Here is a 13,431-nt window from a genome sequence, read left to right as displayed (position 1 = left end):
AGGAGCTGCGAGCGGTCCGTTCCAGACAGATGCGCCATGGCAAAAACATACCATACGCCCCGATCCACGGGAATCCTCAGACCGGGTTTCCACACGCTCTGTTTTATTTTTGCATCAAGCATCAATGCCCGCATGTTTTCTATCAGGCTCGCTCCAACAGCGCGTCCCGCGTGGCTATCAAGTTAGCGAAGTCGCCCTTGGTTTGTCTGACCGATGCCATCGCCCGATCGAGCCGCCCCCGCGACGCGCCGGAAATTTCACCCAGGCGACCGGCGATTTCGATCATCTCGTCCATGCGGGCCCAGCAGTCGAGGACGAGGTCGCAACCGGCTTCGATCGCGCCCGCCGCCTTGTCGCCGGCGGTGCCAGACAGCGCCTTCATGTCGATGTCGTCGGTCATCAGCAGGCCTTCGAAGCCGATCCGCTCGCGGATGATCCGTTCGATCACGATCGGCGACAGCGTCGCGGGGCGGTCGGCGTCCCACGCCTCGAACACGATATGCGACGTCATGCCCATCGGCGCCTGGTTGAGCGTGCGGAAGGGTTCGATGTCGATTTCCAGCTCGGCGTCGGTCGCGGTGACGGTCGGGAGGTGGTGGTGCGTGTCGAGCTTGGCGCGGCCGTGGCCCGGCATGTGCTTGACGATGCCAACGACGCCGCCCTCGGCCAGCCCCTCCAGCGTCGCCCGGCCGAGCGCCGCCACCCGCATCGGGTCGGAGCCGAACGTGCGACAGGACACCGCATCGGTCGTATCGGGTTGCGCCACGTCGAGCAGCGGCGCGCAATCGACGGTTATCCCGACCTCGCTGAGCATCACGCCCAGCGCCTGGCCATTCGCACGCGCCGCCTGGATAGCGGTCATTGGGGCGCGTTCATAGGCTGCATCGAACACCGGGCCCGCTGGGAATGCCGGCCATTCGGGGGGGCCCATCCGCGCGACGCGGCCGCCTTCCTGATCGATCAGGATCGCCAGGTCGTCGCGGCCGGCCAGTTCGCGGAGCGAGTCCGTCAGCGCCCTTACCTGCGTACGATCGACGATGTTGCGCTTGAATAGGATGTAGCCGGCAGGCTCGCACTCGGCGAAGAACGCGCGTTCCTGGGGCGTGAGGACGGGGCCGGACAGGCCGAAGATGACGGGCTTCATGCACTCTTCCTAGCGAGACCGGCGCGCGCGATCATTCAATAATCCTTCGACACGCGCACGTTCGCGCTCTGGCGGCCGAGCGTCGAGATGCTCGACAACAGCGATAGCCAGCGGGTGACCTGGAACTCGACCTGCGTGGCGGAATAGCCCTGCCCGTCGGTGACGATTTCCGCATACAGCCGCCGCGTGACGTATTTGCCGGCCGCGATCGACGTCCCCTGCCCGGTCTGCGGGTCCGCCGGCAGGATGCGCAGGCGATCGAGACCGGCCGCGCGGCGCACCGCGTTGATCGGGTTCAGACCGCTGCCGCCGCCCTGCAACGCCGCGACCGCCGCCGCCAGCTGCAACGCTTCGGGCGCGGACAGGTTGGTGATCGAGGTGCCGAACAACAGCCGCGAGAGCAGTTCGTCCTCGGGCAGCGCGGGCGTGCTCGTGAAACCGATTTCGGGTTTCAGCGCATAGCCGGTGACGCGGATCGACGCGCTGAGCCCGGTCGAATCCGCGTTTGCCTCGATATCGAGCGCCGGGTTGGCGGGCACGCCGCCGTCGAACCGGATCACGCCGCGCGCGAGTTCGAACTGGCGGCCGGCGAACTCGTAATCGCCGCGGACCAGCGTCGCGCGACCGGTGATCGCCGGGTTATCGGGCGCGCCCGCGATCTGGAGGTTGGCAGACCATTCGCTGGTCAGCCCGAGCCCGCTGACCATCACCTGGCTGGGGGCGCGCGCCTTGATCGCCAGCGTCCAGGGCGTGGTGCGTTTCGCGGTCTCTTCCCCGCCCTCGGGCAGGTTGATCTCGCGGATGTTGAGCTGCGGCACCGCGCTGGCGGCGGTCGCCTGGCCGAGACGGTAGCGGCTCTTGTCGAGCAGGACGTCGCCCGCGATCGTGCCGCCTGAGCCGTTAGACTTGAACGTCAGCGGCCCGGAGACGGTGGCGCCGATGTCGTCGCGGTTGATCATCACCGCCTTGTCGGCCTGCAGCGTGAGATCGAGGCCGATCCCGGCGGCGGCGGCGAATTCGAACTGGCCGGTGCCGGTGACGCGCCCGCCCTTGCCCGCGTCCGCGCCGAACCGGTCGATCACGAGCCGCGAGCCGCCGAAGCGGCCGGTCGCCTGGACGTTGGTGAGGACGGTGCCGGTGGTCGCGCTCTCGATCCGCGCGCCGTTCGCCTGGACGACGCCGCGCAAGGTCGGGTTGGCGAGCGTGCCGACGACGTCCGCGCCGATCGCGACCGGGCCCGAAAGGTCGAACAGCTCGACCCCGGTGAGCCGCCACAGCGTGTCAGCGGGCCCGCTGTACCGAAGCTGCCCGAACAGCCGGGCGTTGCTGATGCGCGACGCGAGGTCGCCCCCTCCAGCATTGGGCCCGAGCGGTGCAAGCTGGGCCTGCGCGCGCCCGATCGTCTTGCCGCCCGAGGCGATCACCGCGCGCAGGCCGAGCTTGTCGGGCGACAACACCGCCGCGACGCCGACGTCGATCGGTCGCGACGACAGGACGAGGCCGGCGCGGGCGAGGCCGCGGATCGTGAGGTCGGCCTTGCCGGTCGGCGCGGCGCCGTTCGTCGTGGCGAAGTTGAAACGCCCCGATGCCGAACCGCTCAGGCCGAGCCCCGGATAGCCGATGTCGAGCAAGGCAAGCGGCATCCGCGTCAGGCTGGCATCGATCGCGGTGCTGGTCGCGGTGAAGAGCCCGCCGACCTGCGCCTCACCGCCGCCGAAGCTGAGCTTGGTCGGGGCGAGGTGCCAGCCGTCTTCGGCCTGGGTGACGACGGCGGGGGTGAGCAGTTTCAGGGGGCGACCGTCGAGCGTCCCTTGCGCGGAGATCGCGTAGCTGTTCGCGGTGACCTGCGTAACGCTCTGGATATCGAACGCGCGCCCGCGGGAGCCGGCGATCGACGCCTTGATCGTGCCGATGCCACCGCGCAGGGAGGCGGAGCCGTTGAACCGCGCGAGGCTGAGCGCACCGCGACGCAGGCCGAGCCCGGTCGCGGTCGCCTCGATCGAGGTGCCGGCGGGATCGAGCAACGTGACGAAATCGAGCTTGCCCTGGCGAAGTGCAACGGTGTCGAGCGTCGCGGCTTTTACAGCGAGATGGCCTTCGATGCGCTGGATCTGTCCAACCGGACGGAACAGGAGTTCACCCGAGATACCGCCGCCCGCGACCGCGAGCGCACCGTTGAAGCCGCCATCGACGACCGCGATATTGCCGCTCGCTTTGGTGCCAGCGACGTTCAACGCGGCGATCGCGATCGTCGCGCCCTTGCCCGGCGGCAACAGGATCGCGCCGTTGGTCGTGAACGGCCCGAGCCGCGAGCCGCCCGCCGCGGTGAACGCGAACCCCTGCGCCGTCGGATCGAGATGCGCGCGGACGTTCGACAGGCCGAGCGTCGCATTCGGGCTCGCGAAGACGAGATCGAGCGTCGGCTTCTCGATCTGCCCGTCGAGTTTCAGCGTCACCGGGCCATAGGTCTGCTGGCGTCCGCCGCCCTCGAAATGGAAGGTCCCATCCCGACGCCGGTAACCGTTGCCGGTCAGCCGAATCTGCGGCGCGGTCAGCACCAGATTGGTGAAGTGCAGCACGCCATCGGTGGTACGTTCGAGGTTGGTCGTGATCCTCGGCAATCCGCCCGCGAGGCTGCGGAAGAACGCGTTGTCGAGCCGCACCATTTGCGCGCTGCCCTGCCCGATCACGCGCATCCCCTTGCGGTTCGGGCCGGGGACGACGCGCAAGGTCGACTTCACGTCGACGATGCCGAGCCCGGGGATCAGATAGCGCCCGAGCCCGCCATTGATGCCGACCTCGAACTGCCCGTTGCGCAGGTCGACCGCCAGATTGATGCTGCCGGTGAGCTTGTCGGACCGCAGCCTCAGCGCGTCGCCGGACAGCAGCGTCGGGGTCACGCGGAGGAGCCCGTCGACCGACAGGTTGCGCAGGATCCCGCCCGCGACCGTGCCGACGCCGGTGACGCGGGCGGCGGTGAAGCGGATCGGCACGGTCACCGGCGCGGCGGAAAGCCGCCCCTTGCCGGCGGCGTGTGCATTCTCGAACCCGGTCTGGTCGAACGCGAACCGGCTGGCGTCGATCCGGTAGTCGAACGCCGCGGTCGCGAACGGCCCGTCGAGGATCGCGCGCAGTTCGACCATGTTGCCCGTCATATTGGCGAACAGCGCGGGCGGACGCAGCAGCCGCGCCTTGATCCGCACGTCGCGGTACGCGTTGGCGCCGAGATCGATGATGCCGGTCGTGTCCACCGCCAGCGCCGGCGTGCGCAACGAGAGTTGCCCGTCCAGCCGGCGGTCGGCGAACCCTGCACTGCCGTTGACGAGCACGCGCGGCGCGGTCAGCTTTTGCAGGCGGCCCTTGAGCAGCGACGACGGCGCGAGCGTGCCCGACAGCGTATAACGCCCGGCAACCTGCGCCAGCGCGAGATCGACCACCCGCGTCGTCCCGATCATGCCGTTGGCGCGGCCGTTCCACTTCGCCCAGCTGCCGTCGCCGGTCACCGCCAGCGCGACCGGCCCCTTCGCCTTGACCATCCGCGCGAGCACGCCGCCCGCGGCCCCCTTCGCGGCGACGTCGATGTCGAAGCGGTCGCGCGCCGGCTCCGCGTCGATCCGGAGCGTCAGGTCGTCGCTGCCGGCAACGCGCGCCTTCAGGTCGACCAGCGCGCGCCCCGAACGAATATCGGCACGTCCGTCGAGTCGCGCAATCCGCTGCGTCCCCAGCACGCGCTTCGCGAGCGTCAGCCGCCCGACCGACAATTGGCCGATCCGGATATCGAAGTCGGGCAGGATAGGTCCGCGGGTCTTCGACGGCCGGGTTCGCGGCGTGTGCGTCAGGATCGCGCGATCGACGATCAGCCGCCGGATCTCCAGCCGGTTCGAGAACCAGTCGAACGGCGACCAGTCCAGCCGGACGTTCGGCGCCTGGAAGACAAGCCCCTCCAGATCGTACACGCGCAGATCGATCAGCCGCGTTTCGCCGTACAGCGACCCGTCGATCCGCCCGACCGTGAAGCGCAGCCCGTTCGCGGTCCGGATCGCGGCGATCCGGTCCGCGACGAAACGATGCCCGATCCCCGTGTCGACGATCAGCAACGCCGTGCCGAGGATCACCAGCAGCGCCATGACTGCACTGACAATCCAGCGCCACCACGCGATCCGGCGCTTTGGAAGGGTCGCTTCCTCGCTCAAAACGCCTGCCCCAGCGACACGTACACCGCGATCCGGCTATCGCCCGGCTGTGGGTTGATCGGCGTGCCGACGTCGAGGCGGATCGGCCCGAAGTTCGAATAATAGCGCACGCCGATCCCGGTGCCGTATTGCAGCCCGGTGAATTTCGGCAGCGGCGAGGTATAGATGTTGCCCGCGTCGAGGAACGGGACGATGCCGAAATTGCCGAACGCCTTCACACGAGCTTCTATCGAAAATTCGGTCAGGCTGCGGCCGCCGATCGGGTCGTTGTTGGGATCGCGCGGGCCGATCGACTGATAGCCGTAGCCGCGCACCGACGCGCCGCCACCGGCATAGAACCGCCGCGACGGCGCCACCTGATCGCGCGGCGCACCGACGATAGTGCCGAGCCGGGTCCGCGCCGCAAGCACCACGCTGCCGCCGATCGGCTGGTACACGCTGCCGTCGAACTGCGTCCGCGTGTAGCCGAACACCGACCCCTGCAACGACACTTCGGGGCTGAGCCGCCCGCCGAGCCGAAAGCCCTTGGTCGGGTTCAGCAGGTCGTCGGAGCCGTCGTAGTTGAGACTGGTGGGCAGCGCGCCGATGAAGAACGTCCGCCGCCGCGGATCGCCCGTCGACACGATCACGTCGCGCTCGTCCGACGCGATCAGTTCGGCGCCCAGCGACCACGTCCAGGTCTTCTGGAAGAAGATGTTGGTCTGCCGCTCCAGCGTGCCCGCGAGCGTGAAGGTCTTCGCATCATAGGCATCGCGGTTGGTGTGCACCGCGGAGGCCTGCAGCGTCAGGACGCGGTCGCGCGCCCGGAAATTGTTGCGCCGGAACACAATCGAGCCGAGCTGCTCCTGCGTCCCCAGCACGCTGCGCAACGTCAGCGCCCCCTCGGGCGGGAACAGGTTGCGGTGCGTCCAGCTGATCTCCGCGCGCGCGCCCTCGCCGGTGCCATAGCCGAGTTCGCCCGCGACGGTATGCGGCGGCGCCCGATCGAGCTTCACCGCGACATCGACGGTATCGGGCGTCGCGCCCTGCACCGGCTTGATGTTGACCGCGGAGACCAGGCTGGTCTGGATCAGCGCGCGGCGGAGATCGTCGATCTTGGCCGCGTCATACGGGTCGCCCGGCGAGAAGCGCGCGATCTCCGCGACGTGATCGGCGCCGAACACCCGATTGCCAGGGAGTGCGACGATCTGCCCGAACTTGCGCGCGCCGCCGGGCTGCACCGACAGGTCGAGCGTCGCGGTGCGCGTGGCGTGGTCGACGACGATCGCCGGATCGCCGACCTTGGCGAACGGAAAGCCCTCGCGGCCGATCTGCGTCGTCAGCTTGGCCTGACCCGCGACGATCGCATCGGAATTGACCGGATCCTCGGGCTTCACGCCGAACGCGGTAGCCAAACCCGGCGCCTTGTCGCCCGCCGCGGCGATGCCGTCGATCGTCACGCCCTTGAACCGGTAGAGCGTGCCGGGCGCCACCGACAGCACGACCATCGGCTTCGCGCCGGGCTCTATGCGCGTCACGATATTGGAGTCGTAATAGCCCTCCGCGCGCAGCAGGCTGTTCAAAAGGTCGGCGTCCTCGCGGGCGCGGCGATCGAGTTGCGCGGCGTTGGCGGACTGCCCGTCGTTCGCGTCCAGCGTCGAAAGCTGTGCGAATCGCTGGCGGAGAAGGCCGGCGTCGATCGCATCGATTCCGTCGATCCGCCAAGCATAGCGGGTTTCGGCGTTGGCATCGGTCGCGGCGATCGCGGTCGCGGGATCGTCCGGCCGGACGGCGAGATCAGGCCACGCGACGCCGATATCGGGAAGCGGGGCAAGCGGCGAGTTGGGGTCGAGCGACATCGGCGTGTCGGGCGTCTGGCCCGCGGGCACCTGCCCAAGCGCCGCCTGTACTGGCACCTGAACTGGCGTCGGTACGGGCGCCGGAGTCTGTGCCACGGCACCGGAGATCGTCAGAACGAAAAAGGCGGCGGCCGGCCCGGCTCGCCCGACGCGGGACACCATCACCGGCTCCTAGCCGGGCTTGTCGTTGCGGAACAGTATGTAGCGCCGTATTTCCGCCACGTTTCGTCCGGGGCCCGCGGGCAGCTACGGCGGCGGCGGCGGCAAGGCTGGCATCGCGGCGCGTCGCGTGGCAGGACGAGGCATGGCCGACCCTAATTCCCGCGACCCCGTTTCCCGCGATACCTCTCCTCCGCACAAGGATCCGAGCGCCGCGGGCGGGTTTCTCGTCGCGCTGGGGATGCTGGGCGGCGCAGGCGTCGGCTTTGCGATCGGGCAGGTGACGCCCGGGTTTCTGATCGGGACCGGGGTCGGGGTCGTGGCGGCGGTGTTGGTGTGGCTGCGCGATCGACGTTGAGGCTGGCAGTCCATTTGGGATCGCGACCTCCTCCCTAGCATTTCCCACCCCGGTTCGTCCTGCGCAGCCGCCGGGTAGCTGCGCAAGCAGCGTATCGAGATGGCATATCGAAGGACAGGTTGGCGCGCGAAACCCATGCTCCGGTACGCGCCCTCGATACGCCCAAGCGGGCCTACTCGGTCTCTAGTCAGCACGAACGGAACGGGGCCGCTCGACCGGCCTAGACGGATCAAATGTTTGATCCTCCCCCGCCAGGGGAAGGTGTCGCCGATGGGGGCGGATACGAAACGGAGGTGCTCCGCCCTCCCCCTCCGTCTGGCAAGAGCCAGCCACCTCCCCCTGGCGGGGGAGGATCGTGCTTCACCACCTCAACGCGGCTCGCGCATCTGCCACACGACGCGACCGATCACGGCGATCCGTCGTTGCGGGATCGGTCCCGCCGCCGGGTTGTCACTGGTCGCCACCAGCCTCCCACCGGTCAGCGCAACCCGTTTCACCATCACCGTGTCGTCGATCCGGATCACGTAAACCCCGCCGCGGGCGCGCGGCGCACGGTCCGCGGTGTCCACCACGATATGATCGCCGTCGAACAGCCCTGGCTCCATCGAGCTGCCGCGTACGCGGATGATCGCCGCCTGCCCGTCCTTCAATCCAAGCCGGCGCGCGAGACCCGGATCGAGCGTGTCGGTGCCAAGCGCGATCTCACCATCGACCAGCGCGCCGGGGCCTGCCGATGCGACGACGTTGAGCTTCGGGACGCGGAACTCCGCCGCACGCTCCGGCGGTGCGCCGAGGATGGCCTCGCTGACCCCGAGATAATCCGACAGCAACCGCCGATCCCCTTCGCCGAGCAGCTTGGGCGATCCGCGGCGGACATATTGTTGAAGATACGCCGGGTTGCGCCCGAGCATCGCCGATAGCGCCGCCAGACTGTCGCCGCGCGCCGCCGCGAGCGTCGCCAACGCGCGTCGCGGATCGGGATCGGGTGCGATTTTGGCCACCGACCGACCGTAACGTAGGAAATTTCCTAGACAAGTAGGATTTGTCGGAACAGATCAAGAACATTGGCCAAGGACTCGGGCCAGGACTCGGGAGGAGCGACGATGACCGTTCTCGTGAAGATCGATCGATATCTGCGGCAGACCGGCATGCCGATGACGAAGTTCGGGCGGCTGGCGGTCGGCGATCCGCGGCTGGTCCACGACCTGCGTCGCGGTCGCCAGCCGCGCGAACCGATGGTGGCGCGAATCGAGTTGTTCATCGCGGCGGACCGGTCGTGAGGATGGACGCGCTGCGCGGCCCGGATGCCGGCACGCTGCTGATCCGCGCGCTGCGGAGCCAGGCGATGACAGCGAGCGTGACCATGCACGTCGAGTCGATCGCCTGCACGCCGTGGGCCAGCGCGACGTTCGTCGGCACGCAGCACCGACTGACGATCGCCGCCGATCCCGTACCCGGTCTTCGAGAGTGGATCGATCAACTGCCCGAGGCGGGGTTTGCGATCCGTGGCCATATCGTCGCGGATCTGTCCGTCGATCGGGTCGAAGCGATCGACGGACGGACACATGCAACGGTCGCCATACTGACGCTGCTCGACGCCTAAACCGTTCGCGGCCTGCCCGTGGGGGGTGGACTTTCGCGCCGCGAGACACGAAGTCGGCGGTCAACGAAGGAGATGACGATGGCCGGCATGGGCAAGTTCGACTGGGCGGATCCGTTTTTGCTGGACGACCAATTGAGCGAAGACGAACGCATGATCCGTGACAGCGCGAAGGCCTATGCCGACGACAAGCTGGCGCCGCGGATCATCGACGCGTTCCAGCACGAGCATACCGATCCCGCGATTTTCCGCGAGATGGGCGAACTCGGATTGCTCGGGCCGACCATTCCCGAGGAATATGGCGGCGTCGGTGCGTCCTATGTCGCCTATGGGTTGGTCGCGCGCGAGGTGGAGCGGATCGACTCAGGGTATCGCTCGATGATGTCGGTGCAGTCGAGCCTGGTGATGTACCCGATCAACGCGTTCGGCTCCGAGGCGCAGAAGCGCAAGTTCCTGCCCAAGCTTGCGAGCGGCGAATGGATCGGCTGCTTCGGCCTGACCGAACCCGATGCCGGTTCCGATCCGGGCAGCATGACGACGCGGGCGAAGAAGACCGCGAACGGCTATGTGATCTCGGGCGCGAAGACGTGGATTTCCAATTCGCCGATCGCCGATGTGTTCGTGATCTGGGCGAAGTCCGACGAGCATGGCGACGCCATCCGCGGTTTTATCCTGGAGCGCGGCATGAAGGGGCTGGAGACGCCTAAGATCGAGGGCAAGCTGAGCTTGCGCGCGTCGATCACCGGCATGATCATGATGGACGAGGTCGAGGTCGGCGACGACGCGTTGCTGCCCGACGTGCAGGGCTTGAAGGGGCCGTTCGGCTGCCTCAACCGCGCGCGCTACGGGATTTCGTGGGGCGCACTCGGCGCGGCGGAGTTCTGTTTCCACGCGGCGCGGCAATACGGCCTTGATCGCAACCAGTTCGGGACGCCACTCGCCGGACGTCAGCTGTACCAGAAGAAACTCGCCGACATGGAGACCGAGATCGCACTCGGGTTGCAGGCGTCGCTGCGGGTCGGGCGACTGATGGACGAGGGCCGGTTCGCGCCGGAGATGGTCTCGATCGTCAAGCGCAACAACGTCGGCAAGGCACTCGATATCGCGCGGATGTCTCGCGACATGCACGGCGGCAACGGGATTTCGGGGGAGTATCAGGTGATGCGTCACATGATGAACCTCGAGACGGTCAACACGTATGAGGGCGCGCATGACGTGCATGCGCTGATTCTCGGGCGCGCGATCACGGGTATCGCGGCGTTTTGACATCCCCCGTCACCCCAGCGAAAGCTGGGGTCTCCCTCCGCAAGGGCACGCTCCATTACCGAGAGATCCCAGCTTTCGCTGGGATGACGAACTTGGGTGACGCGTCGATAAAGATGGGTGATTGGATGAGACCGTGGTGAAAGACACCCCCCTCACCAGCCTCAAAGTCGTCGAACTCGCGCGCATTCTCGCCGGGCCCTGGGCGGGGCAAGTCCTCGCCGATCTCGGCGCCGACGTCATCAAGGTCGAGAGCCCTGCCGGCGACGACACCCGCACTTGGGGCCCGCCGTTCATCGACAACCCCGACGGCAGCCGCGACGCCGCGTATTTCCACGCCGCCAACCGGGGCAAGCGGTCGGTCGTGGCCGACTTCACCACCCCCGAAGGCCAAGCCGTCGTCCGTGACCTGATCGCCGACGCCGACGTCGTGATCGAGAATTTCAAGGTCGGCGGGCTGGCCAAATACGGGCTCGACTACGCAACGCTCGCCGCGATCAACCCGCGGCTCGTCTATTGCTCGATCACCGGGTTCGGGCAGCACGGGCCTTATGCCCCCCGCGCGGGCTACGACTTCATCGTCCAGGGCATGAGCGGGATCATGGACCTGACCGGCGAGCCTGATGGCGCACCGCAGAAGATCGGCGTCGCGTTCGCCGACATCATGACCGGACTGTATGCGGTGATCGCGATCCAGGCGGCGCTGGCGATGCGCGAGCGGACCGGCCGGGGTCAGCAGATCGACATGGCGCTGCTCGACACGATGACCGGGGTGCTCGCGAACCAGGCGATGAACTGGTTCGCCAGCGGCGTGTCGCCGACGCGGGTCGGGAATGCGCATATGAACGTGTGTCCGTATGCGGTGTTTCCGTGCCTGGACGGGTGGTTCATCCTCGCGGTCGGCAATGACGGGCAGTTCCGGCGGTTCTGCGACGCGATGGGCTCGCCCGAGATGCGCGACGATCCGCGGTTCGCGACGAATGCCGGGCGGCTGGCGTTCAAGGACGTCCTGTTCGCGGGGATCGAGGCGGCAACGTCTCGGGTGGCGAAGCTCGAGTTGCTTGCGCGGCTCGAGGCGGTCGGGGTGCCGGCAGGGCCGATCAATACGGTCGCGCAGGCGTTCGATGATCCACAGGTTGTCGCGCGGGGGATGGCGATCGATGTGGCTCGGCCCGATGGGTCGTTGGTGCCGGGGCTACGTACGCCGATCCGGTTTTCGGAGGCTGAGCTCGCGACCGGTCGGGCGGCGCCGATGCTAGGGTCGTCCGAGTAGGCCGACGCTCCTCCCTACAACCACCCCCACACCATCGTCGCCCCAGCGAACGCTGGGGTCTCATGCGGCAAAGCGCGCGGCTCGAACCGGGAGACCCCAGCTTTCGCTGGGGTGACGGACGTTGCGGGGGTGACGGACGTTTCTCGGGTTGCGGCTAGGGTTGGCGGCAAATGGTGCCAAGGTGACGGATGGGGCGGTTCAGGCCGAAGAGTTCAGGCCGCGACCTCTGTCACCGGCTTCCGGGCGTACAACCCGTACGCCAGGATCAGCGCATAGCAGATCGCCGGGAGCAGCAGCGCGAAGTGCAGGCTGCCCGACGTGTCCGCCAGCATCCCCGTCAGATACGGGATGATCGCGCCGCCGACGATCGCCGTGGCGATCACGCCCGAGCCTTCCGCCGCGCGCTTGCCGAGACCTTCCGACGCGAGGCTGAAGATCGTCGGGAACATCACCGCGTTCATCAGGCCGATCGCCAGCAGCGCCCAGCCCGACAAAGCGCCCTCGGTGTTCGCCGAGATCAGAATCAGTGCCAGCGTCCCCGTCGCGACGCCCGCGAGAACCTTGCCCGGCGACACCTTGTTGAGCACGTACGCACCGATGAACCGGCCGACCAGCGCGCCGCCCCAGTAGAACGGCACGTGCTTGCCCGCCGCGACGTCGCTCAGGCCCATCACGCTCGGCTGCATCAGGTAATTGACGATCAGCGAGCCGACCGCGACTTCGGCGCCGACGTACAGGAAGATGCACGCCGTTCCCATCGCGAAGCGCGGGCGCTTGAGCAGCGTGAACGCGTGCAAGATGCTGCCGGTCTGCTCCTGCTCCTCGTTGAGCCGGTTACGGCGGGTCCACACGACCGCAGCAACGATCAGCAGCGCGATCGCGAGACCGATATAGGTGTGCACGACCGTTCGCGACGACTCCGTCCGGTACGCGTCGAGCGCGGCGCCGGTGAGCGTCGAGGAGTCGACCGTCGCCAGCCCGCCGAGGATCAGCGCGGAGCCGACATACGGGAAGATGGTGGTGCCGAGCGAGTTGAACGCCTGTGCAAACGTGAGGCGGCTCGAGGCGGACTTGGGATGGCCCAGCGCGGAGATCAGTGGGTTGGCGACGACCTGCACGACGGTGATGCCCGCGCCGAGCACGAACAGCGCGAACAGGAACATGCCGAAGCTCGCCTGGCCCGCGGCCGGGATGAACAACAGGCAGCCCGCGGTCATCGTCACGAGGCCGATCGACGCAGTCCGCATGTACCCGGCCTTGCGCACGATCGCCGCGGCGGGGATCGAGAACAGCGCATAGGCGAGGAAGAACGCCGACTGGACCAGCATCGCGGTCGCATGGTCGAGCGTGAAGAGCTCCTTCATCTTCGGGATGATGATGTCGTTCAGCGAAGTGATACCGCCGAAAATGAAGAACAGCGCGAACACGAACACGCGCAGGTCGGGTGCGTCGTAGCCGTGGCTGGCATCGCCGCCGGCTGCCCCATCCTGACGGGGTGTGGATTTGGTATCGACGTGCATCGTGTTGCGCCCTCTCGCGGTATTATGCGCGCGACATAAGCCGGGGCGCCGCTGCGTGGCAATGGCGCGCGGGAATGCTGCTT

The 13,431-nt window shown here is 67.8% G+C and carries 10 protein-coding genes; 5 read left to right on the top strand and 5 right to left on the bottom strand.

The window, feature by feature from the left end; translation table 11 throughout:
* Positions 1-142 precede the first annotated feature (142 nt).
* The 3 genes from U1737_RS17285 to U1737_RS17275 form a co-directional block, all read right to left on the bottom strand.
* Positions 143-1,144 carry a glycoside hydrolase family 3 N-terminal domain-containing protein gene (locus U1737_RS17285; RefSeq protein ID WP_248522905.1) on the bottom strand — a complete coding sequence of 334 codons (1,002 nt, stop codon included), beginning with the start codon at positions 1,142-1,144 and terminating at the stop codon, positions 143-145.
* 35 nt (positions 1,145-1,179) lie between these two features.
* Positions 1,180-5,271 (bottom strand): translocation/assembly module TamB domain-containing protein, encoded by a 4,092-nt coding sequence (locus U1737_RS17280; protein ID WP_332797637.1) that lies wholly within the window; start codon positions 5,269-5,271, stop codon positions 1,180-1,182.
* 62 nt (positions 5,272-5,333) lie between these two features.
* Positions 5,334-7,337, bottom strand: a complete 2,004-nt coding sequence (locus U1737_RS17275) for an autotransporter assembly complex protein TamA (RefSeq protein WP_332797634.1) — start codon at positions 7,335-7,337, stop codon at positions 5,334-5,336.
* A gap of 142 nt (positions 7,338-7,479) precedes the next feature.
* On the opposite strand from U1737_RS17275, the gene U1737_RS17270 reads away from it, so the two are divergent.
* Positions 7,480-7,692: a hypothetical protein gene (locus U1737_RS17270; protein ID WP_332797633.1), complete on the top strand. Its 213-nt coding sequence runs from the start codon at positions 7,480-7,482 to the stop codon at positions 7,690-7,692.
* A 368-nt stretch (positions 7,693-8,060) separates the two neighbouring features.
* Here U1737_RS17270 and U1737_RS17265 read toward each other — a convergent pair whose 3' ends face one another.
* On the bottom strand, positions 8,061-8,693 hold the full coding sequence (locus tag U1737_RS17265; RefSeq protein WP_332797632.1) for a S24 family peptidase: 633 nt from the start codon (positions 8,691-8,693) through the stop codon (positions 8,061-8,063).
* A gap of 102 nt (positions 8,694-8,795) precedes the next feature.
* Between U1737_RS17265 and U1737_RS17260 the strand changes: the two genes are divergently transcribed.
* From U1737_RS17260 to U1737_RS17245, 4 genes are all read left to right on the top strand, one after another.
* Positions 8,796-8,972, top strand: coding sequence for a hypothetical protein (locus U1737_RS17260; RefSeq protein ID WP_332797631.1), 177 nt, complete (start codon positions 8,796-8,798; stop codon positions 8,970-8,972).
* Entirely contained in the window at positions 8,969-9,295 is a 327-nt protein-coding gene (locus tag U1737_RS17255; RefSeq protein ID WP_332797630.1) for a hypothetical protein, read from the top strand. The genes U1737_RS17260 and U1737_RS17255 overlap by 4 nt, the downstream gene beginning before the upstream one ends.
* Positions 9,296-9,373: 78 nt before the next feature.
* Positions 9,374-10,558 carry an acyl-CoA dehydrogenase gene (locus tag U1737_RS17250; RefSeq protein WP_248522899.1) on the top strand — a complete coding sequence of 395 codons (1,185 nt, stop codon included), beginning with the start codon at positions 9,374-9,376 and terminating at the stop codon, positions 10,556-10,558.
* A gap of 133 nt (positions 10,559-10,691) precedes the next feature.
* Positions 10,692-11,828: a CaiB/BaiF CoA transferase family protein gene (locus U1737_RS17245; protein WP_443027149.1), complete on the top strand. Its 1,137-nt coding sequence runs from the start codon at positions 10,692-10,694 to the stop codon at positions 11,826-11,828.
* Positions 11,829-12,040: 212 nt separating this feature from the next.
* On the opposite strand, the gene U1737_RS17240 is transcribed toward U1737_RS17245, so the two are convergent.
* Positions 12,041-13,348, bottom strand: a complete 1,308-nt coding sequence (locus U1737_RS17240) for a sugar MFS transporter (RefSeq protein WP_248522897.1) — start codon at positions 13,346-13,348, stop codon at positions 12,041-12,043.
* Between the last annotated feature and the right edge of the window lie 83 nt (positions 13,349-13,431).

The sequence above is a fragment of the Sphingomonas fucosidasi genome (assembly GCF_036663855.1).
Taxonomy (GTDB): Bacteria; Pseudomonadota; Alphaproteobacteria; order Sphingomonadales; family Sphingomonadaceae; genus Sphingomonas; species Sphingomonas faeni_B.
Note: the sequence above shows the minus strand (reverse complement) of the source record. Positions and strands in the feature narration are given on the sequence as shown.

Bases quoted from the DNA above. Each gene is read 5' to 3' on its own strand.
- U1737_RS17285 (WP_248522905.1), bottom strand. From the start codon at position 1,144: ATGAAGCCCGTCATCTTCGGCCTGTCCGGCCCCGTCCTCACGCCCCAG.
- U1737_RS17280 (WP_332797637.1), bottom strand. From the start codon at position 5,271: ATGGCGCTGCTGGTGATCCTCGGCACGGCGTTGCTGATCGTCGACACG.
- U1737_RS17270 (WP_332797633.1), top strand. From the start codon at position 7,480: ATGGCCGACCCTAATTCCCGCGACCCCGTTTCCCGCGATACCTCTCCT.
- U1737_RS17275 (WP_332797634.1), bottom strand. From the start codon at position 7,337: ATGGTGTCCCGCGTCGGGCGAGCCGGGCCGGCCGCCGCCTTTTTCGTT.
- U1737_RS17250 (WP_248522899.1), top strand. From the start codon at position 9,374: ATGGCCGGCATGGGCAAGTTCGACTGGGCGGATCCGTTTTTGCTGGAC.
- U1737_RS17260 (WP_332797631.1), top strand. From the start codon at position 8,796: ATGACCGTTCTCGTGAAGATCGATCGATATCTGCGGCAGACCGGCATG.
- U1737_RS17240 (WP_248522897.1), bottom strand. From the start codon at position 13,348: ATGCACGTCGATACCAAATCCACACCCCGTCAGGATGGGGCAGCCGGC.